The sequence below is a fragment of the Massilia sp. BAP21 genome (assembly GCF_057801335.1).
Map to the genome: position 1 here is coordinate 1286753 of NZ_CM173596.1, position 20587 is coordinate 1307339.

Consider the following 20587-nt stretch of genomic DNA (forward strand, 5'->3'; position numbering starts at 1 on the left):
GGCATCAGCGGAAGCTCAGCGCCGCCGTCAGATCCCCCGGCCCGCGTGCACCGCGCGACGCAAACGCCGCATTGCGCGCCGCCAGGCCTTCCAGCAGCGGCAGGCCGTGCAGGCGCGTGATCAGGCGCAGGATCGACGTCGTGTCGTAGTAGTTGTGGTCGACCGCGCCCTTCTTCGCATGCGGCGACACCACGATGGCCGGAATACGCGAGCCCGGGCCCCAGCGGTCGCCCTGGGGCGGCGCCACGTGGTCCCACCAGCCGCCGTTTTCATCGAAGGTGATCACGACCACCATGTCTTTCCACTGCGGCGATTTTTTCAGGTGCTCGATCACGTTGGCCACGTGGGCGTCGCCCGATTCGATGTCCGAGTAGCCGGCGTGCAGGTTCAGGTTACCCTGCGGCTTGTAGAAGGAGACGGCCGGCAGCTTGCCCGCCACCGCGTCGGCGATGAATTTGTTCGAGATCGGGCTGTCGCCCAGGCCGCCGTCGCGCAGGTGTTCCTCGCGCGCCTTCGTTCCCGGTGCGAACTGCTTGAAATAGTTGAAGGGCTGGTGGTGGTGCTGGAAATTCGGACGCTGGCCGGCGCCGCGGCCGTCGATCGCCGCTTGCCAGGCGCCGCCATACCAGGCCCAGCTCACGCCCGCGCGCGACAGCAGATCGCCGATGGTGTCGTAGCTTTGCGGGGGCAGCACCGACGGGTCGCTGGCGTCGGCCACGTTCGCGTCGCCGCCCGGCGCCGGACGCACCCAGCTCGGCTGGTAAGGCGGCGCCATGGTGTTCACGGCATAGCCGTCCGGGGTGATGGCGCCGGAATGCACGAACTTCGGCTTGCCGTCGAGCGCGCTCTTCGGCGAATCCGGGGCGACGGCCAGGCGCATACCCTGCGGGCCGTCTTCCAACACGGCGATCTTCTTTTTCGCCGGGGTCTCGGCGGCGTTGAAGAATTCCGGCGTGCGGCCGCTGATCAGGAACTGGTGGTTCAGGTAAGAGCCGCCGAATGCCGCCATGAAGAAGTTGTCGCACAGCGTGTACTCGCGCGCGATCTGCCACAGGCCCAGGTGCTTGTCGGTCTCGCCGTAATGGCCCATCACCAGCGCGCCGGAGTCGCCCCAGGCAACGAAGCCGTCGTTCTTGCCGCCGTTGATCTGCATCTGGTTGTGATAAAAATTGTGCACCAGGTCGCGCGTGACCAGGCCTTCCGGCAGCGGCTTGCCCTCGCCGTCGACCAGCTTCCACGGGCCGTTCGGCAGGTTGGCGATCTTGTCTTCGCCGATCAGGTATTCCTTGCCGCCGATGTCCTGGCGGCCCGGCACCATGCCGCCCCAGATCTTCGGCAGCGTCGGCAGGATCGAGCCGTCGCGGTCCTTCTGCGGCGCGCTGGCCGGCAGCGGCGCGGCCAGGCCGGGGAAGTTGGCGAACAAATTGTTGAAGCTGCGGTTCTCGAGGTAGATCACGACCACGTTCTTGATGTTCGCCTTCAGCTTGGCGTCGAGCGAGGCCGGCCTGGCGGCGGCGCGCCTGGCCGGCGCTGGTGCGGCTTGCGCTGCGGCCGGCAGGCTGCCGGCGATCCCGGCGGCGGCGGCAGCCTGGAAGATGCGGCGGCGGCCCGGGCTGGCGGGCTGGGCGTTATCGCGCTTGTCGCTGTGATCGCTATCGTCGCGATGGTCGTGGTCTTGCATTGCTGCTCCTGTGTTCGCTAACCGGAAACGATGATTATCGTTTCTTTCTTTCCGAAGGGGAACCCACAGGCGCGGGCCGCCATGGCGTATGGACGTGGGATAACAACATCCCGCCGCCGGCAAGCGGGGGCATCGCTGGCCGCATGCCGGGGTCGGTCGGCGCCCGGTGCGCCGCAACGCGGCGCTACGGAGCTTCCTGCGCTTCCTGCGCTTCCTGCGCGATGATGTCGCCAACCGGGGCATCGGGGCCGACGTTCAGCGCGTGCAGCACGTCCTGCGTCACGGCGGCAAACACCGGCGCCGCCACCACGCCGCCGTAATGGCCGCCCACGGTGGGCTCGTCGACCATTACCGCGACGATGATGCGCGGGTCGGACACCGGCGCCAGGCCGACGAAGCTGGCCACGTAGCGCTTGACGTAGCGTCCCGCCTCGACCTTGTGCGCAGTGCTGGTCTTGCCGGCCACGCGGTAGGCCGCTACCCGGGCGCGGGTGGCGGTGCCGCCCGGCCCGGCGGCGCGTTCCATCATGGCGCGCACCTCGCGTGCGACATGGCCCGGGATGACCTGGCGCGCCGGCGGCGGGGCATCGCGCTTGAGCAGCGTCACCGGCACCATTTCGCCGTCGCGCGCGAACACCATGTAGGAGCGCGCCATCTGCATCAACGAGGTCGACAGGCCATGGCCGTACGAGATCGTGGCCTGCTCGATCGGCCGCCAGCTGCGGTAGGGCCGCAGGCGGCCGGCCACGCTGCCGGGAAAGCCCAGGTCCGGCGCCTGCCCGAATCCAAGTTCGGACAGCAGCGTCCACATGCTTTCCGGCTGCATCTGCAGCGCCAGCCTGGCGGTGCCGATGTTCGAGGACTTTTCCAGCACCTGCGACACCGTCAGCGTCCCATGGCGGCTGGCGTCGCCGATCGATGCGGTGCCGATGCGCAGGCGCCCTCCGCCGGTCTCGATCAGCGTATCCGGCGTGGCGATGCCCTGCTCCAGCGCCAGCGCGATCGTGAACGGCTTCATCACCGAACCCGGCTCGAAGGTATCGGTCAGCACGCGGTTGCGCAGCTGGGCGCCGCTCAGGCGGCGGCGGTCGTTCGGATCGTAGTCCGGCAGGTTGGCCAGCGCCAGCACCTCCCCGCTGCGCACGTCCAGCACGACGATGCCTCCGGCCTTGGCCCCGTGCCGCGCCAATGCCGCCGCCAGGTGCGTGCGCGCGATGTGCTGCAGGTTGCGGTCGATCGACAGCGACAGGTCGCGGCCATCGATGGCCGGGCGCACGCTGTCCAGGTCTTCCACCACGCGTCCGAGCCGGTCGCGGATGACGCGCCGCGCACCGGGCGTGCCCAGCAATTGCTCCTGCCGGGCCAGCTCCATGCCCTCCTGCCCGACATCCTCGATGTCGGTAAAGCCGACCAGGTGCGCTGCGATACTGCCCTGGGGATAATGGCGGCGCGTGTCCTCCCTGGCCGCGACGCCGGGAATGCCGAGCGCCAGCACGCGCCGCGCGGTGTCCATGGCGACCTGGCGCTTCAGGTAGACAAACGCGCGATCGGACGCCAGCCTGGCGCGCACCGTGCCCTCGTCCATGTCGAGCAGGCGCGCCAGTTCGCGCAGGCTGGCCGGATCGGCGCCGGCCGCCTGCCCGGGATCGGCCCACACCGCCCTGGCCGGCAGCGATACGGCCAGCACCCGCCCTTCGCGGTCGAGGATGCGTCCGCGGCTGGCCGGCAGCTTCAGCGTGCGCACATGGCGCGCCGCGCCCTGCTTCTGCAGGAAGCCGTCCGACACCGCCTGCAGCCATACCGCGCGCACGGCCAGCAGGGCGAACAGCGCGGCCAGCATGCACAACAGGAAGCGCGAGCGCCAGGCGGGCAAGGCCGGCTCCAGCAGCGGGCTGGTGGCGAACGCGAGTCCCCTGGCGGCAGCCACCCGTGGGCTGGCGCGGCTCATCGGCCTTCACCGCGGGCGGCCGGCTTGCCCTGCCCGGGAACCGGCAGCGCCAGCGACATGCGCAGCGCCGCCAGCCGCAGGTTGAATCCGGCCGCGAGCGCCGCCAGCGTGGCGACGTCGCGGTCGACCCCGTAATGCAACAGCCCCATGTAGAGCGCGCCGGTGACCAGCGACACGGTCGCGTACAAATCGCGCCGCAGCACCAGCGGCACCTGGTTGCAGACGACGTCGCGCAGCAGGCCGCCGGCTATGCCCGTGATCATTCCCATCAGGACCACCACCGCCACATGGACACCGGTTGCCGCCGCGATGTCGCAGCCGATGATGGAAAACGCCACCAGGCCCAGGGCGTCGAGCAGCAGGAAGGCCGACTTCATGCGCTGCAGCAGGCGCGCCGCCAGGGCCGCGGCCAGCGCCGCGCCGATCGTGAACAGCAGGTATTCGGGATGCCGCACCCAGCCCAGCGGATAGTGGCCGAGCAGCACGTCGCGGATCGAGCCGCCGCCCAGCGCGGTAACGGTGCCGACCAGGGCGACGCCGAACAGGTCCAACTTGCGGCGCATGGCCACCAGGGCGCCCGATCCGGCCTCGGCCGAGATGGCGATCAGGTAGATAAAATGAAGCACGTGGTTTATTCGGATGGCTGCGGGAACGCCGATTCTTGCCTACCCACGGCCTGTGCCGGAAGCTACCTGAAGAGTTTTACTGCATCCGTAATAATTCTTCGTTTGGCATGCGGCGCCAGGTTTGCCGCTACCATGATGGCTTTTCCAGAGAAGCGGTATGGATCTCGAACCCAAGCAAGCAGAAGCGTTCATGGCCGTGGCCGAAACCGGCAGCTTCGAACGCGCCGGTGCGCGCCTGAACATCACGCCGTCGGCGGTATCGCAGCGCCTGCGCGTGCTCGAGGCCTCGCTCGGCACGCCCATGATCGTGCGCAGCCGGCCCTGCCGGCCGACCCAGATGGGGCAGCGCCTGCTGCAATACCTGCGCCGCGCGCAGTTGCTCAAGACTGACTTCCAGGCCGACATCCGCGGCGGCGACGCCGGCGCGACCACCGTGTCGATGGCACTGAACTCGGACAGCCTGGGCACCTGGTTCTTTCCCGCCCTGGCCACCCTGCTGGTCAAGGACCAGTTCATCCTCGACCTGGTGGTCGAAGACCAGGACCACACCTTCGCCCTGCTCAAGACCGGCATGGTGATCGGCTGCGTGAGCACGGTGGCCGAGCCGATGCGCAGCTGCAGCGCCGAGGCGCTCGGCACCATGCGCTACCGGCTGGTGGCGAGCCGCGCCTTTTGCGCGCGCTGGCTGCCCGAGGGCCTGACGCGCGAGGCCGCGCGGCGCGCCCCGGTGGTGGCCTATACCCGCAAGGACACGCTGCAATCGAACCTGCTGCTGGAGCATTTCGGCCTGCCGGAAGGCGCCTACCCGAGCCATTATGTGCCCGGGACCGAGGCCCATTTCCATGCGGTGCGCTATGGCATCGGTTACGCGATGGTGCCGGAATGGCTGCTGCACCGCTACGACGACCGCGCCGACCCGCTGGTCGACCTGGCGCCCGCGCACCCGACCGATATCGCGCTCTATTGGCATACCTGGAAGCTGCAGTCGCCGCGCATGGAAGAATTGTCGCGGCATATCGTCAAGGCGGCGCGCGGCATGCTCGCCGGCTGAACGCAGCTCGGGCAAGCCGGACGCATGTATGGCAGCATGGCGGGCTTAGTCATCAAGGAAAACGACATGGACCTCGCATTGAAACGCCAGCTCGAACAACTCGCCGACTTCGGCAGCACGAACGATGCCGCCGTCGGCAAGAGCGGCACGCGCATGCTGAACATCACGCCGGACACCGGCGAATTCTTGTCCGTGCTGGTACGGGCGACCGTGGCGCGCCGCGTGCTGGAGATCGGGACCTCGAACGCCTACTCGACGCTATGGCTGGCCGACGCCGCCCGTGCCATCGGCGGCGCGGTCACCACCATCGAACTGGCGGCGGACAAGACGGCGATGGCGCGCGCGAACATCGCCACGGCCGGCCTGGGCGACATCGTCACGCAGGTCGAAGGCGAGGCCGGCGCCTGGCTGGCGCAGGCGCCGGACGCTTCGGCCGACCTGGTCTTCCTCGATTCGGCGCGCAGCCTGTACCTGGCCTGGTGGCCGGACCTGCGGCGCGTGCTGCGCGCGGGCGGGCTGCTGGTGGTCGACAACGCGACCTCGCATGCCCACGAGATGGCGGACTTCGTCGCCGCGGTGCAGGACGACAAGGCCTTCAACACCAGCCTGGTCCCGGTCGGCAAGGGCGAATTCCTCGCCGTGAAAGCGTCAGCGTGAACCTCAGGACTTGACGGCGCGCGCCGCCTGCGCCGCCGGCCGCAGCGCCGCCACCGCATCGACCAGCAGGCCAGGCGTGACCGGCTTGACCAGGTAGTCGGTGTAGCCGCAGGCGCAGGCGCGGTCGCGGTCTTCCTTGCGCGCAAAGGCGGACAGGGCCAGCGCCGGCACCATGCACAACTCGTTGTCCTCGATGCTGCGCACGCGCCGGATGAACTCGAAGCCATCCATGCCCGGCATGCCGATGTCGCTGATCAGGAGCTGCGGACGCTGCGCATGCAGCAGGTCGAGCGCTTCCTGCGCCGTGCCGGCCACCGCCACCTGGGCGCCGGCGCCCAGCAGGATGGTGCGCAGCACCTCGAGCGAATCGGCGTCGTCGTCCAGCGCCAGCACGCGCATGCCGGACAGGTCGGGCAAGGCGGCCGCCGCGGTCATGTCAAGCTCGCCGCCCGGCAGCGCCGGCGCCAGGCCCCAGCCGGGCAAGGCCGGCTGCAGCGGCAGGTGCACGGTAAAGCTCGCGCCCTGCCCTTCGCCGGCACTGTCGACCGCCACCGTGCCGCCGTGCAGCTCCACCAGCTGGCGCACGATCGACAGGCCCAGGCCCAGGCCGCCGTGCTGGCGCGTGGTCGAGGTGTCGGCCTGGCGGAAACGGTCGAACACGTGCGGCAGGAAGTCGGGATGGATGCCGGGGCCGTTGTCGCGCACCCGGATCGCCATCTGCTCGCCTGCGCGCCACAGCCCCACCTCCACCAGGCCGCCGCCGGGCGTGAACTTGAGCGCGTTCGACACCAGGTTCCACATCACCTGCTGCATGCGGCCGCTGTCGGCCAGCACCGGGCCGGCTTCCTCGTCGAGTTCGGCCTCGAGGCGGATGCGCTTGGCCATCGCGGTCGGGCGCAGCGATTCGACCACGGCGCCGACGAATTCGGCCGGCTTCACCGGCTGCAGGTCGAGCCGCACCTTGCCCGACAGGATGCGGCTCATGTCGAGCAGGTCGTCGATCAGCTGCACCTGCACGCGCGCATTGCGCTCGATGGTTTCCAATCCCTTGCGCAGCATGTCGTCGCCGACCCGCTCCTTTTGCGCGAGCAGCTGCGACCAGCCGAGGATGGCGTTGAGCGGCGTGCGCAGTTCGTGCGAGACGGTGGACAGGAATTCGTCCTTCAGCTGGTTGATGCGCTCGGCCTCGACGCGGGCCTCGACTTCCTGCAGGTACAGGGCCTTGCGCTCCTCGGCCACGGCCAGCGAGGCATCCAGGCTGGCGGCGCGCGCCTGCAGGCGCGCATCGAGCACCGAGAACAGCAAGGCCACGACCAGCAGGCCGACGACGACGACGGCGACGATCAGCGCCAGCTTGTGCTGGCTGATCCAGCCGGTGGCGGCACGGCAGACGCTGCCCTCCGGGAAGCCGGCGGCGGCCATGCCGGTGTAGTGCATGCCGGCGACGGCAAAACCCATCACCACGGCCGCCGCCGACTGCGCCACCCAAGCCCCGGCCGCGCCCTGGCGCAGGCGGAAGCCGATCCACAGCGCGCCGGCGGCGGAACCGACGGCAATCAGCACCGACAGCGCAAACAGCCAGGGATCGTAGTCGATGGCGGGCGACATGCGCATCGCCGCCATGCCGGTGTAGTGCATGGCGTTGATGCCCAGGCCCATCAGGAGTGCGCTCGAGGCCAGCTCGCGCGGGCGCAGCAGCGGCGCGCGCAGCTGCCACAGCGCCATGCCGGAGACCAGCACCGGCAGCAGCAGCGACAGCAGGGTCAGCGGCACGTCGTAGCCCAGCGGGATCGGCAGGCTGAAGGCGAGCATGCCGATGAAGTGCATGGCCCAGATGCCGCTGCCCATGGCCAGCGCGCCGCCGGCGGTCCAGGCCAGGCTGGCATACCCGTGCGCCTGCTTGACGCGGCCGGCCACGCTGAGCGCGGTGTAGGACGCGAAGATCGCGACCAGCACCGAGACCAGCACCAGCGATGGGTCGTAACGTCCTGTGAGCATGGGTAGTCGGGTTTCGAGTTCGGTTTGGCTGCGTCTGATGTCAATACAAACGCAGTATAGACCGGCTTCAGCCGGGCGCGTCCATTGATCGGCAATGTTTCCACAAAGATACACTTTAATCGAAATCATCCGCTTACAGTTGCTTACGAATGCATAACCGCAGCTAACAGCGCGGCGCGCCAGAATCGGTGTGAACAGAAAGGACACCCACCATGCCGCTTCGCCGCCTCGCCCTCCTCGCTTCTTTCTTTGTTTCGCTGTGCTGCGCCCCGCTGGCCCACGCCGGTGACGGCGCCTCCGTGACCCTGCCGAAGGAAGAACTCGACCAACTGATCGCGGCCTATGCCCTCGTCAAATCGCAGTACGTAGAGGCGCCGGATGAGCGCAAGCTATTGACGGCGGCGATCGGCGGCATGCTGGCCTCGCTCGATCCGCATTCCCAATACCTCGGCAAGGATGACCTGGCCGAACTGGAACGGGACAGGCTGGGCGAATACGTCGGCATTGGCGTCGAGGTCGAAGTCGAGGATGGGCAGATGCACGTGGTTGCCGTGGCCGAGGATGGCCCGGCGGCGCTGGCCGGCATCGAGCCCGGCGACACCCTCGAATCGGTGAATGGCGATGCCATCCTGCGCATGCGCGCGGCCGAATTGGAAAAACGCATGCGCGGCGTCCCCGGCACGGCGCTGACGCTGGGCGTGCGCAGCGGCGGCAAGGGCGCGCTGCGCAGCATCGACGTCACCCGCGCCGCGCTGCGCGCCGACACGGTGCGCACCCGCATGGCGGCGCCCGGCGTGGCCTGGATCCGGATCTCGTCCTTCGAAAGCCGCACCGCCGCCGACCTGGCCGCTGCCCTCACCACGCTCGACGCCGGCGCCGCGCCGCGCGGCATCGTGCTCGACCTGCGCAACGATCCGGGCGGACTGGTGGCGTCCGCCGTGGGCGTGGCCGGCGCCTTTTTGCCCGAGGGCACCCTGGTATTCTCGGCGCGCGGGCGCATGGCCGGCGCCGACAGCCAGGTGACGGTGGCCCCGCGCTGCTACCGCGGTCCGAACGAACCCGACGTGCTGGCCGGCTTGCCGGCATGGGCGCGCACGGTGCCGCTGGCGGTGCTGGTCAACGGCGGCTCGGCCTCCTCGGCGGAGCTGGTGGCCGGCGCCCTGCAGGACCATGACCGCGCGCGGATCGTCGGCACGCCAAGCTTCGGCAAGGGCTCGATCCAGACCGTGTTCCCGCTGTCCGATGACAGCGCCGTGAAGATGACGGTGGCGCGCTACTTCACGCCGCGGGGGCGCGAGATCCAGGCGCGCGGCATCGTGCCCGACGTGCCGGTGGCGCCCCTGCGCGGCAGGAGCGGCGCCGAAGGCCTGGTGCTGCGCGAGGCCGACCTGGAACACCACCTGGCGCCGACGCTGCCGGCCCAGGACGGCGCCGCCACTGCTGCCCAGGCCAGGCGCGCCGCGCCGGAAAGCACGCGCCTGTTCGGCAGCGACGACGACCTGGCCCTGGCCACGGCGGTACGCATGCTGGCGCCCGACCTCGGCCTGGCGCACGAAGCCGGCGCCCTGCTGCGCAAGCTGGGCCTCAAAATCGAAGCCTCGGCCCAGGCCGTGGCAAAAAGCCTGTAGCGTCAGCAAACTGTCACCTGGCGGTCAAACGCCTGTCACATTCATCGGCCAACATGGCGCCTGTTCACACGAACACGGCAGCTCGCCTGCCCTACCGGCGCCAGCGGTCGGGAAATATACTGGCACCAATTCCTTCCTGAAGATGATTGCTGCAGTGCGCACGGCGTTTGCCATGCCTGCGCACTGCCGGGCTCCCCGTTTGATCTGGGCCAGAAGCGGCCTCCACACCTGTCCCTAAGCTGGAACGACTGCGTTCGTCTAGCACCTATTCCTGCGTGGCATGTTGATTGAACGCACGACACTGGATCAGGAGGAACAAATGCAAGCGAGAAATACAAGCGGCAGGCTGACCCGTGCAGGCCGCAAGCCCTGGCTGTTGCGGCCCCTGGCCGCAGCCGCAGCCGCATCGGTGGCGGCAATGGCAGCGGCTGCCCCCGCCGGCGCACCCGGCAGCACCGCATCCGGCGGCACGGCGGCGATTCCGAACTACCGCGTCATCCAGCTGTCGCCCTCGAGCGCCTTTGCGGAAATCAACGTCAAGGGCCAAGTCGCGTTCACCGAATTTTCCGCCGGAACCGGCACCCGGGCCAAGTTCTACGATGGCCATACCGTGCGCGATTTGGGCACCCTCGGCGGCCCGAACGCGAACATCGGCGCGCTGAACGATTACGGCCAGATCGCCGGCAGCGCCACGGTCGATGCCGCCGGCGAGGTCTACCACGCCTACCGCTGGAGCAAGGCCACAGGGATGGTCGACATCAACCCGCCGGGTTCCGGGCGCTCGTTCGGGAATGCCATCAACAACCGCGGCTGGGTCGCCGGCGCCGTCGCCTCCGCGCCGGGCCGCTCGCCCCTGCATGCCTTCCGCTGGACGCCGGCCTCCGGCGTGGTCGACCTCGGCTCCTTCGGCAATGTATCCAGCGCCAGTGCACTCAACGAAGCCGGCACCGTCGTCGGCTACTCCGAAGGCCCGGAACTCGGCATCCTCGGCCGCGCCTTCCGCTGGACCGAGGTCGGCGGCCTGCAATCGCTGGTCAGCATCTCGAGCGTGGCCTCGGAAGGCCTCGACATCAACGAGGCCGGCAAGATCGTCGGCAGCGCCTCGTTCGACACCTCGCTCTCCGACCAGGCCTTCCTGTGGACGCCGGGCGGCGGCCTGCAGGAAATCGGCACCGCGCCCAGCTACCTCGCGTTTGCCCAGCGCATCAACGAAAAAGGCCTGGTCACGGGCCAGTACTACAGCGCACCGGTCGATCCGAACGGTTTCATCTGGAGCCGCGACACCGGCCTGCAGCTGATCGGCACGCCCGGCACCGACACCTCGAACACGGGCAACGTCAACAACCTCGGGCAGGTGGTCGGCAGCCTGAATGCGCGCGCATTCGCCTGGACGCGCGCGGCCGGCGTGGTCGACCTGAACACGCGCATCCCGGGCGCCCCGCCCGAGCTCGAGCTGTGGCAGGCCCAGGCGGTGTCCGACAACGGTTCGATCGCCGCCGTCGGCAACACCGGCCTGGTGCTGCTGGTGCCGAGCGCGGCCTATCGCCAGGCGCCGGTGGCCGCGCCGATCAAGCTCACCGGCCCCACCCGCGTGCATTCCCTGCTGTCGTTCTCGTCCTCGTTCCGCGACGTCGACCTGCGCGATACCCACAAGGCCACCTGGACCTGGGGCGACGGCGCCAGCGCCGCCGGCACCGTCAGCCAGGCGGCCGGCAGCGGCAGCGTCAGCGGCCAGTACGCCTACCGGAAAAGCGGTATCTACACGGTGCGCCTGAACATCCTCGACAGCGGCGGCCAGGGCACCAGCGTCGAGCGCAAGCTCACGGTGTGCGGCTGCAGCAGCGGCGCGGTTGCCGGCGAAGGCGCCTTCCTGTCGCCACAAGGGGCCTCGGCGCGCGACACCAAGGGCGGCGGCGTCGCCCGCTTCGCCTTCCTGTCGGAGGCGACGGGCACGCGCGCAAGACAGGGCACTGCGCTGGGCGCGTCGGAAGTCCACTTCAACACCGGCAAGCTGAACTTCCGCAGCACCGCCGTCGACAGCGTGACGGTCGACGGCAAGCGCGTGCGCTACAGCGGCAGCGGCAGCGTCAACGGCGTGGGCGGCTACCGCTTCACGCTGACGGCGCTGGCAGGCGCGGGAACAGCCAAGGACCGCGTTCACATGCGCATCACGCATGCCGACGCCCACAGCAAGGCCGAGGTGGTCGACTACGACAACGGCCTGCGCGCCGGCGCCAGGGCGGCCAGCCTCATGGCCGGCGTGGGCGCCGGTACAAGCACGGCGGCTGAAGGCAGCGCCGTGCTCGGCGACAGGGCCGTCGTGTTCGGCGGGCCGTCGGCGGGGAGTCAATGAGCAATGCGTGAGCAGGCTGGCGCGCGGTCGCGCGCCGCCCATCGGTAACCGAGGGTGCCCGGGCAGGCCGGCATGGCCAGCCTCGGGTGCCCGCATCGAATCAGGAGGAACAAATGCAATCGAACACGACAAGCGGTGCACCCCACGGCGCCGGCTGGAATCGTTGGCTGCTGTGCCCGCTGATGGGCGCGCTGTCGGCGGCGGCGCTGGCAACATCGGGCGCGGCCGTCACGGCATCTGCCGGTGTTAACGGCACAGCGACCAATACAGGGGCCCATCCAGCCGCCAACGGCCATCCGCCGGCGCCCGCCGCCACCAACTACCGGGTGGTCCAGTTGTCGGCGCTCGCCCCCGGCGTGGTGGACATCAACGCCAAGGGGCACGTCACGTTCACGGAAACCGTTCCCGGCACCGACACGCCGCGCGCCAAGTACTACGACGGCTACACGGTGCGCGACATCGGCACGTTAGGGGGCACCGGCGGCGCCGTCAGCCAGGGCATCAACGACCGCGGGCAGATCACCGGCAGCGCATCGACGCCGGGCGGGGCCTACCACGCTTTCCTGTGGAGCAAGGCAACCGGCATGGTCGACATCAATGGGCCCGGCGTCAGCATCTCGAACGCCTACGCCCTCAACAACAAGGGCTGGGTGACCGGCACCGCCGCCTTCTCCGGAACCGGGCCGTTCACCGCTTTCCGCTGGACGCCGGCCACCGGCATGGTCAACCTCGGTTCCTTCGGCAACACCTCCTACGGCTACGACATCAACGATGCCGGCACCGTGGTCGGCTACTCCGAAGGGCCCGAACTCGGCATCGTCGCCAGGGCCTTCAAATGGACGCCGTCCGGCGGCCTGCAGTCGCTGGTCAGTACTTCGAGCGTGGTCTCGTCGGCCAACGACATCAACGAGGCCGGCAAGATCGTCGGCAGCGGCACGAACGACCTCGCGCTCAACGACCGCGCCCTGCTCTGGACGCCGAGCGGCACGCAGGTCGACCTCGGCGCCGACTCCACCTTCCTCTCGTATGCCGAACACATCAACGAAAAAGGGATGGTGATCGGACAGGAAGCCTACAATCCGGTCGAGAGCCTCGGCTTCGTCTGGAGCCGCGAACAGGGCATCCTGCGCTTCGGCACGGCCGACGTCCTGCCCTCGTACGTGACCGACCTGAACAACGCGGGCCAGGTGGTCGGCCGCATCGGCGACCAGGCCATCGTCTGGACCCGCGCCGGCGGCGTGGTCAACCTGAACACGCGCATCCCCGGCGCGCCGCCCGGGTTGACGCTGTTCCAGGGCGAGGCCATTTCCGACAACGGCTCCATCGTCGCCATCGGAAGCACCGGCCTGGTGCTGCTGGTGCCGAGCGCGGCCTACCACCAGGCGCCGGTGGCCGCCCCGATCGCGCTCACGGGCGCCACGCGCGTCAATGCCCTGCTGTCGTTCTCGTCCGCCTTCCGCGACGTCGACCTGCGCGACACGCACAAGGCCACCTGGACCTGGGGCGACGGCAGCAGCAGCGTCGGAACCGTGAGCCAGGCGGCCGGCAGCGGCGACGTCAGCGGCCAGCACGCCTGGCGCAAGACCGGCATCTACACGGTGCGCCTGGACATCCTCGACAGCGGCGGCAAGCGTACCGCGGTCGAGCGCAGAGTGACGATCTGCGGCTGCAGCAGCGCCGTCACCGGCCAGGGCAGCTTCTTCTCGCCGGCAAGCGCGCGGCTGGCCAAAACAGGCGCCGCGACGCCCGGCAGCGCCATTGGCCACTTCGCCTTCGTGGCCGATGCCGGCGGCACGCGCCAGGGCGCAGTCGAAGTCACCGTGGCAGGCCTGGCCCTGCGCAGCACGGCCATCGACGCCCTGAACGTGAACGGCAACCGGGTGCAGGTCAGCGGCAGCGGCACCGTGAACGGCAAGGGCCATTACCGCTTCGCGCTGAGCACGGTCGCCGGCGGGGAGCACGGCGCCAGGGACAGGGTGCGGGTGCGCATCTCGCATAGCGAGCCGGGTACGAAAGTCCAGGTGGTCGATTACGACAATGGCGCCGGCAGCGCGAGCCAGGCAGAAGCCACACGCACCACAGCGCCTGCCGGCGGCCTGCATGCCGATGGCAGCGTGGTCGTCGATGGCGCGCTGTCGTACGGCGTGCAATAAGGTAGCGGGCGCCCCCGGGCGCAAGCAGGGGCAAGCACCGGCGCACCGCGCAGGCCTGCCCCAGGCAGCTGCGCGGTGCGGTTACATCAATCGAACTTCGAAAAGTCCGGCTTGCGCTTCTGGAAGAAAGCAGTAAACGCTTCCTTCGCTTCGGCGCCGACCAGCATGGCGCTGAACTGCTTGTTCTCGACGCTGATGGTCTCGGCCACGATGCCGGCGCGCGGGCGCTTCATGAGGGCCTTGGTGGCGCGGATCGAGGCGGCAGGCAGGGCGACCAGCTTGGCGGCCTGGCCCTGGGCGAACGCCAGCAGCTCGGCGGCCGGCAGCACGCGCGCGACGATGCCCATCTCGAAGGCTTCCTGGACGCCGAAGGCTTCGCCCAGCATCAGCTTTTCGGCGGCGCGGGTGTAGCCGGCGGCTTGCGCCACCAGCAGCGAGGAAGCGAATTCCGGGCACAAACCGAGCTGGGTGAAGGGCATCGAGAACTTGGCATTGTCCGCGGCATAGACCAGGTCGCAGTGCATCAGCATCGTGGTGCCGATGCCGACGGCAGCGCCGGCCACGGCGGCCACCACCGGCTTGGTGCAGCCTTCCAGGGCGCGCATGAACTGGAACACCGGGCGGTCTTCGGTCATGGCGCCTTCGCCGACGTTGTTCAGGAAGTCGTCGAGGTCGTTCCCGGCGGTGAAGATTTCCGGCTTGCCGGTGATGAGGACGACGCGCACTTGCGGGTCTTGTTCTGCGTCCAGCAGGGCGTCGGCCATGGTCTGGTACATGGCGCCGGTGATGGCGTTCTTGCGCTCGAGGCGGTCGAATTCGATGCTGAGGATGCCGTTTTGTTTGTTGGTCTGGATCGTCATTTTTCAGTCTCCGGGGTGTTTTGGGGCACGAAAGACAGCGTGGGCACAGGTGCCCACCCTACGAAAACCGTTAGCACCCAGGCCGACGCAATCGTAGGGTGGGCGCCCCGTGCCCACGCGGTGATAGTCGAAAGCGGCATCAACACGGAGGTCGATCTCGCCGCTTCAACGCAGGATTAAACGCGCTCGATGATACCAGCCGCGCCCATGCCGGCGCCGACGCACATCGTCACCATGCCGTACTTCAGGTTGTTGCGGCGCAGTGCGTGCACGACGGTCGCGGCGCGGATCGCACCGGTGGCGCCCAGCGGGTGACCCAGGGCGATCGCACCGCCCATCGGGTTGACCTTGGAGGTGTCCAGGCCCAGGTCGCGGATCACGGCGAGCGCCTGTGCGGCGAAGGCTTCGTTCAGCTCGATCCAGTCCAGCTGGTCCTGGGTGATGCCGGCGGCGGCCAGCGCTGCAGGAATCGCCACCTTCGGACCGATGCCCATGATTTCCGGCGGCACGCCGCGCACGGCGAACGACGAGAACTTGGCCAGCGGGGTTAGGTTGTGCTCCTTCAGGATCTTTTCGCTGACGACGATCAGGGCGCCGGCGCCGTCCGACATCTGCGACGAGGTCGCAGCGGTGACGGTGCCTTTTGCGGCGAAGACCGGCTTCAGCTTGGCCATCGATTCCATGCTGGCGTCGGCGCGCGGGCCTTCGTCGGCATCGACGGTACGGCGCTTGACCGACACTTCACCGGTAGCCAGGTTCGGCGTGCGGGTGATGATCTCGACCGGGGTGATCTCGTCCTTGAACAGGCCGGCCTGCTGGGCGGCAATCGCCCGGCGGTGCGATTCCAGGCCGAATGCGTCCTGGTCTTCGCGCGACACTTTCCACTGCTGCGCCACTTTTTCGGCGGTCAGGCCCATGCCGTAGGCCAGGCCCACGTTCTCGTCCTTGAAGGTGTCCATGTTGATCGATGGGTGGTGGCCCATCATCGGCACCATCGACATCGATTCGACGCCGCCGGCGATCATCACGTCGGCTTCGCCAACGCGGATGCGGTCGGCCGCCATGGCCAGGGCGGTGATGCCCGAGGCGCAGTAGCGGTTGACGGTCACGCCGCCGACGGTGTTCGGCAGGCCAGCCAGCACCACCGAGTTACGGGCGATGTTGAAGCCCTGCTCCGCTTCCGGGAACGAGCAGCCGACGATGGCGTCGACGATCAGGGCCGGGTCCAGGTTCGGCACGGCGGCCATGGCGCCGCGGATGGCGTGCACCAGCAGGTCGTCCGGGCGGGTGGTCTTGAACATGCCGCGTGGCGCCTTGCCGATCGGGGTGCGGGTCGCTGCGACGATGTATGCGTCTTGAAGTTGTTTGCTCATGTTGGTGTCCTGTATTCAGCCTAGTAGTTGCGCCGCGATTAGTTGCGCACCGGCTTGCCGGTCTGCATCATGCCCATGATCCGCTCTTGCGTCTTCGGGTTGTTCAGCAGTGCGATGAAGGCCTTGCGCTCCATGTCCAGCAGCCACTGCTCGGACACCACGCTGCCCTGGTCGACGTCGCCGCCGGTCACGATCTCGGCGATGGTGTCGCCCAGGTGGTAGTCGTAGGCCGAGATGAAGCCGCCGTCACGCATGTTGACCAGCTGGCCGCGGATCGTCGCCCAGCCGTAGCGGCCGGTCACGGTCACAGGGCGCTTGGCCGGGGCGCGGTAGCCGGCGTCGAACATGGCGCGCGCCTGGACTTTCGCCACGTGCAGCAGCTCGTAGGCGTTGAAGACAATGATGTCGTCTTCCTTCAGGTAGCCCATCGCCTTGGCTTCCAGTGCCGACTTCGACACCTGCGCGGTGGCCGCGTTGGTGAAACCGGTCTTCAGGAATTGCAGGATGTCGTTGCCCTTCGCTTCGGTAAAGGCGCGCACTGCCGCTTCCTTCAGGCCGCCGCCGGCCGGCACCAGGCCGACGCCGACTTCGACCAGGCCGATGTAGGACTCGATCGAAGCCACGCGCTTCGATGCGTGCAGGGCCAGTTCGCAGCCGCCGCCCAGCGCCAGGCCGGCAACAGCAGCGACCACAGGCACGTTCGAGTACTTCATCTGCATGAAGGTGTCTTGCAGTTCCTTGACGATCGGCTCCATTGCTTTCGCGCCGCCGGTCATGAAGGCCGGCAGGGCCGATTGCAGGTCGGCGCCGGCCGAGAAGGCGCCGCCTTCGGTGGCGTCGGTGTTCCAGATCACCAGGCCTTTGAAGTTGGCTTCGGCTTCCGCCAGGCCGCGCTTGATGCCTTTGATGACGCCGTCACCGATGACGTGCATCTTGGTTTTCAGCGAAATGATCAGCACGTCGTCGCCGGTATGCCACAGGCGCACCGAGTCGTCCTCGAACACGGTGGTGCCGGCGGTCTTGGCGTCTTGCGCGCCGGCGCCCAGCACCGGTGCACGGAAGGCCTGGCGCTCGTACACAGGCAGGGTCGAACGTGGCACGTAGCTGTTCGATGCGGCCGAGTACGAACCTTCGGCGGTGTGCACGCCCTTCTCGGCGACCTGGCCTTCGAAGACCCAGGCTGGCAGCGGTGCGTTCGTCAGCGCCTTGCCGGCGTCGATGTCTTCCTTGACCCACTGGGCGATCTGCGTCCAGCCGGCGGCTTGCCAGGTCTCGAACGGACCGACGCTCCAGCCGAAGCCCCAGCGCATTGCGAAGTCGACGTCGCGCGCGTTGTCGGCGATGCTGTCGAGGTGGAACGCGATGTAGTGGAAGGCGTCGCGGAAGATCGCCCACAGGAACTGCGCCTGTGGGTTGGTCGATTCGCGCATGGCCTTGAACTTCTTGACCGGGTCTTTTTCTTTCAGGATGCGCGCGACGATGTCGGCCGCTTTCGCACCGCCGGCTACGTATTCGCCGGTGGCGAAGTCGAGGCGTTGAATTTCCTTGCCGACCTTCTTGTAGAAGCCGCCGCCGGTCTTCTGGCCCAGGGCGCCCTTCTCGATCAGCTTGGCCAGGACGTCAGGCGTCTTGTAGAGGCTGAAGAACGGATCGTCCTGCAGGGTGTCCTGCATGGTCTTGATCACGTGGCCCATCGTGTCCAGGCCGACGACGTCGGCGGTACGGAAGGTGCCCGATTTCGCGCGGCCCAGCTTGGCGCCGGTCAGGTCGTCGACCACGTCCACCGACAGGCCGAACTTCTCGGCTTCATGGATGGTGGCCAGCATGCCGAAGATGCCGACGCGGTTCGCGATGAAGTTCGGCGTGTCTTTCGCACGCACGACACCCTTGCCCAGGACCGAGGTCAGGAAGGTTTCCAGCTGGTCGAGGATGACCGGATTCGTCGACGTGGTCGGGATCAGCTCGACCAGGTGCATGTAGCGCGGCGGGTTGAAGAAGTGGACGCCGCAGAAGCGCGCCTTCAGTTCTTCGTCGAAGCCTTCGGCCAGCTTGTTGATCGACAGGCCCGAGGTATTGGACGCGAAGATCGCGTTCGGGGCGATGTGCGGAGCGACCTTCTTGTACAGGTCGTGCTTCCAGTCCATGCGCTCGGCGATCGCTTCGATGATCAGGTCGCAGCCGGCCAGGACATCCAGGTTGTCTTCGTAGTTGGCGACTTCGATCAGGGCGGCGTCATCCTTGTTGCCCAGCGGCGCAGGCGACAGCTTCTTCAGGCCTTCGATGGCCTTCAAGACGATGCCGTTCTTGTTACCTTCCTTGGCAGGCAGGTCGAACAGGACGACAGGCACCTTGGCGTTGACGCAGTGCGCAGCGATCTGCGCGCCCATCACGCCCGCGCCCAGGACGGCGACTTTCTTGACGGTGAAATTGGTCATGGTTTTTATCCCTAGAAGCGGTTAGAACAGGTCGGCGTCGAGCGCCAGCAGGTTGCTTGCGCCCGAACGTGCCTGGCGGATCAGCATCGCGGTTTCCGGGTACAGGCGGGCGAAGTAGAAGCGCGCCGTGTGCAGCTTCGATTCGTAGAACTTGTCGCCGGAATCTTTCTTTTCCAGGGCGATCTTCGCCATTTGTGCGAAGAAGTAGGAGAACACCAGGTGACCGACCACGCGCAGGTAAGGCACGGCAGCGGCACCGACTTCGTCCTGGTTGGTGAAGGCCTTCATGCCGATTTCCATGGTCAGCTTGGTGACTTTTTCGCCCAGCTCGCCCAGCGGGCTCACGAATTCCGACATCGATTCGTCCAGGCCGTTTTCTTCGACGAAGGCTTTGATCTTTTCGCCGAAGGCGCGCAGCTTGGCGCCGTTGTCCATCAGGATCTTGCGACCCAGCAGGTCCAGCGACTGCACGGTGTTGGTGCCTTCGTAGATCATGTTGATGCGCGCGTCACGCACGTACTGCTCCATGCCCCATTCGGCGATGTAGCCGTGGCCGCCGTACACCTGCATGGCTTCCGAGGTAGCGATCCAGCCGTTGTCGGTGATGAAGGCCTTGACGATCGGGGTCAGCAGCGCGACTTCGCCGGCGGCTTCCTTGCGCACTTCTTCGTCAGGGTGGTTCAGTTCGCGGTCGATCTGCAGCGCGACGTACGAGGTCAGCGCGCGCGCGCCTTCGGCGTAGGCCTTGGCAGTCAGCAGCATGCGGCGCACGTCCGGGTGCACGATGATCGGGTCAGCTGGCTTGTCCGGTGCCTTCGGGCCCGACAGGCTACGCATCTGGATGCGGTCTTTCGCGTAGACCAGAGCGTTCTGGTAAGCCACTTCGGTCAGGCCGAGCGACTGCATGCCCACGCCCAGACGGGCGGCGTTCATGAACACGAACATCGCGTTCAGGCCTTTGTGCGGCTGGCCGATCAGGGTGCCGACAGCGCCGTCCAGGTTCATCTGGCAGGTCGAGTTGCCGTGGATGCCCATCTTTTCTTCGATGGCGCCGCAGAAGATCGGGTTGCGCTCGCCGATCGAACCGTCGGCGTTCGGCAGGAATTTCGGAACCAAGAACAGCGAGATGCCTTTCGAGCCTTCCGGTGCGTCCGGCAGGCGGGCCAGCACCAGGTGGACGATGTTTTCCGACACGTCGTGTTCGCCGGCCGAGATGAAGATCTTCGAGCCGGTGATCTTGTAGGTGCCGTCGCCTTGCGGTTCGGCTTTCGAGCGCAGCAGGCCCAGGTCGGTGCCGCAATGCGCTTCGGTCAGGCACATGGTGCCGGTCCACTCGCCCGAAACCAGCTTCGGCAGGTAGAACTTCTTCTGTTCTTCGGTGCCGTGTTCCTTCAGGCACTCGTAGGCGCCGTGCGACAGGCCCGGGTACATGGTCCAGGCCTGGTTGGCCGAGTTCAGCATTTCGTAGAACGAATTGTTCAGCGAAACAGGCAGGCCCTGGCCGCCGTATTCCGGGTCGCACGCCAGCGCAGCCCAGCCGCCTTCGACGTACTGCTTATACGCTTCCTTGAAACCCTTCGGGGTGGTCACGGTCTTGGTTTCCGCGTCGAAGTGGCAGCCTTCGCGGTCGCCGGAGTGGTTCAGCGGGAACAGCACTTCCTGCGTGAATTTCGCACCTTCTTCGAGCACCTGGTTGATGATGTCGGCGTCGATTTCCTGGTATGCCGGCAAGTTCTTGAACTCTTCGGTGACGTTGAGGAATTCGTGCAGAACGAACTGCATATCCCGAATTGGCGCGACGTACTGACCCATGGTTTTCTCCTG

Annotated in this window: 13 protein-coding genes; 5 read left to right on the forward strand and 8 right to left on the reverse strand. The window is 67.7% G+C overall.

From position 1 onward, the window contains the following. Window positions 1–4: 4 nt before the first annotated feature. The 3 genes from ACWYRN_RS05650 to ACWYRN_RS05660 all read right to left on the reverse strand — a co-directional run bounded on the left by ACWYRN_RS05650 (window position 5) and on the right by ACWYRN_RS05660 (window position 4192). Window positions 5–1681 carry an acid phosphatase gene (locus ACWYRN_RS05650; RefSeq protein WP_488691532.1) on the reverse strand — a complete coding sequence of 559 codons (1677 nt, stop codon included), beginning with the start codon at window positions 1679–1681 and terminating at the stop codon, window positions 5–7. A 184-nt stretch (window positions 1682–1865) separates the two neighbouring features. Further along, a complete protein-coding gene (locus ACWYRN_RS05655; RefSeq protein WP_488691533.1) occupies window positions 1866–3629 on the reverse strand; it encodes a peptidoglycan D,D-transpeptidase FtsI family protein in 1764 nt (587 codons plus the stop codon). After that, entirely contained in the window at window positions 3626–4192 is a 567-nt protein-coding gene (locus ACWYRN_RS05660; RefSeq protein ID WP_488692778.1) for a trimeric intracellular cation channel family protein, read from the reverse strand. Before ACWYRN_RS05660 ends, ACWYRN_RS05655 begins: the two co-directional genes overlap by 4 nt. Window positions 4193–4412: 220 nt before the next feature. Between ACWYRN_RS05660 and ACWYRN_RS05665 the strand changes: the two genes are divergently transcribed. Next, window positions 4413–5306 (forward strand): HTH-type transcriptional regulator ArgP, encoded by an 894-nt coding sequence (locus ACWYRN_RS05665; protein WP_488691534.1) that lies wholly within the window; start codon window positions 4413–4415, stop codon window positions 5304–5306. Window positions 5307–5372: 66 nt separating this feature from the next. Next, on the forward strand, window positions 5373–5963 hold the full coding sequence (locus ACWYRN_RS05670) for an O-methyltransferase (protein WP_488691535.1): 591 nt from the start codon (window positions 5373–5375) through the stop codon (window positions 5961–5963). Window positions 5964–5966: 3 nt separating this feature from the next. Here ACWYRN_RS05670 and ACWYRN_RS05675 read toward each other — a convergent pair whose 3' ends face one another. Continuing rightward, complete coding sequence (locus tag ACWYRN_RS05675; RefSeq protein WP_488691536.1) at window positions 5967–7961, reverse strand: MHYT domain-containing protein; 1995 nt, start codon at window positions 7959–7961, stop codon at window positions 5967–5969. Window positions 7962–8173: 212 nt separating this feature from the next. On the opposite strand from ACWYRN_RS05675, the gene ACWYRN_RS05680 reads away from it, so the two are divergent. The 3 genes from ACWYRN_RS05680 (at window position 8174) to ACWYRN_RS05690 (ending at window position 14095) form a co-directional block, all read left to right on the forward strand. Continuing rightward, window positions 8174–9589 carry a S41 family peptidase gene (locus ACWYRN_RS05680; RefSeq protein WP_488691537.1) on the forward strand — a complete coding sequence of 472 codons (1416 nt, stop codon included), beginning with the start codon at window positions 8174–8176 and terminating at the stop codon, window positions 9587–9589. Between the two features lie 319 nt (window positions 9590–9908). Then, on the forward strand, window positions 9909–11942 hold the full coding sequence (locus ACWYRN_RS05685; RefSeq protein WP_488691538.1) for a PKD domain-containing protein: 2034 nt from the start codon (window positions 9909–9911) through the stop codon (window positions 11940–11942). Between the two features lie 113 nt (window positions 11943–12055). Further along, the gene (locus tag ACWYRN_RS05690; protein WP_488691540.1) at window positions 12056–14095 is read left to right on the forward strand and encodes a PKD domain-containing protein; all 2040 of its coding nucleotides are present in this window, start codon (window positions 12056–12058) and stop codon (window positions 14093–14095) included. Between the two features lie 86 nt (window positions 14096–14181). On the opposite strand, the gene ACWYRN_RS05695 is transcribed toward ACWYRN_RS05690, so the two are convergent. From ACWYRN_RS05695 to ACWYRN_RS05710, 4 genes are all read right to left on the reverse strand, one after another. After that, window positions 14182–14955, reverse strand: a complete 774-nt coding sequence (locus ACWYRN_RS05695; protein ID WP_488691541.1) for an enoyl-CoA hydratase — start codon at window positions 14953–14955, stop codon at window positions 14182–14184. Between the two features lie 176 nt (window positions 14956–15131). Continuing rightward, window positions 15132–16328, reverse strand: coding sequence for an acetyl-CoA C-acyltransferase (locus tag ACWYRN_RS05700; RefSeq protein ID WP_488691542.1), 1197 nt, complete (start codon window positions 16326–16328; stop codon window positions 15132–15134). A gap of 38 nt (window positions 16329–16366) precedes the next feature. Then, a complete protein-coding gene (locus tag ACWYRN_RS05705) occupies window positions 16367–18763 on the reverse strand; it encodes a 3-hydroxyacyl-CoA dehydrogenase/enoyl-CoA hydratase family protein (protein WP_488691543.1) in 2397 nt (798 codons plus the stop codon). A 21-nt stretch (window positions 18764–18784) separates the two neighbouring features. After that, window positions 18785–20575 carry an acyl-CoA dehydrogenase C-terminal domain-containing protein gene (locus ACWYRN_RS05710; RefSeq protein ID WP_488691544.1) on the reverse strand — a complete coding sequence of 597 codons (1791 nt, stop codon included), beginning with the start codon at window positions 20573–20575 and terminating at the stop codon, window positions 18785–18787. Window positions 20576–20587 lie beyond the last annotated feature (12 nt).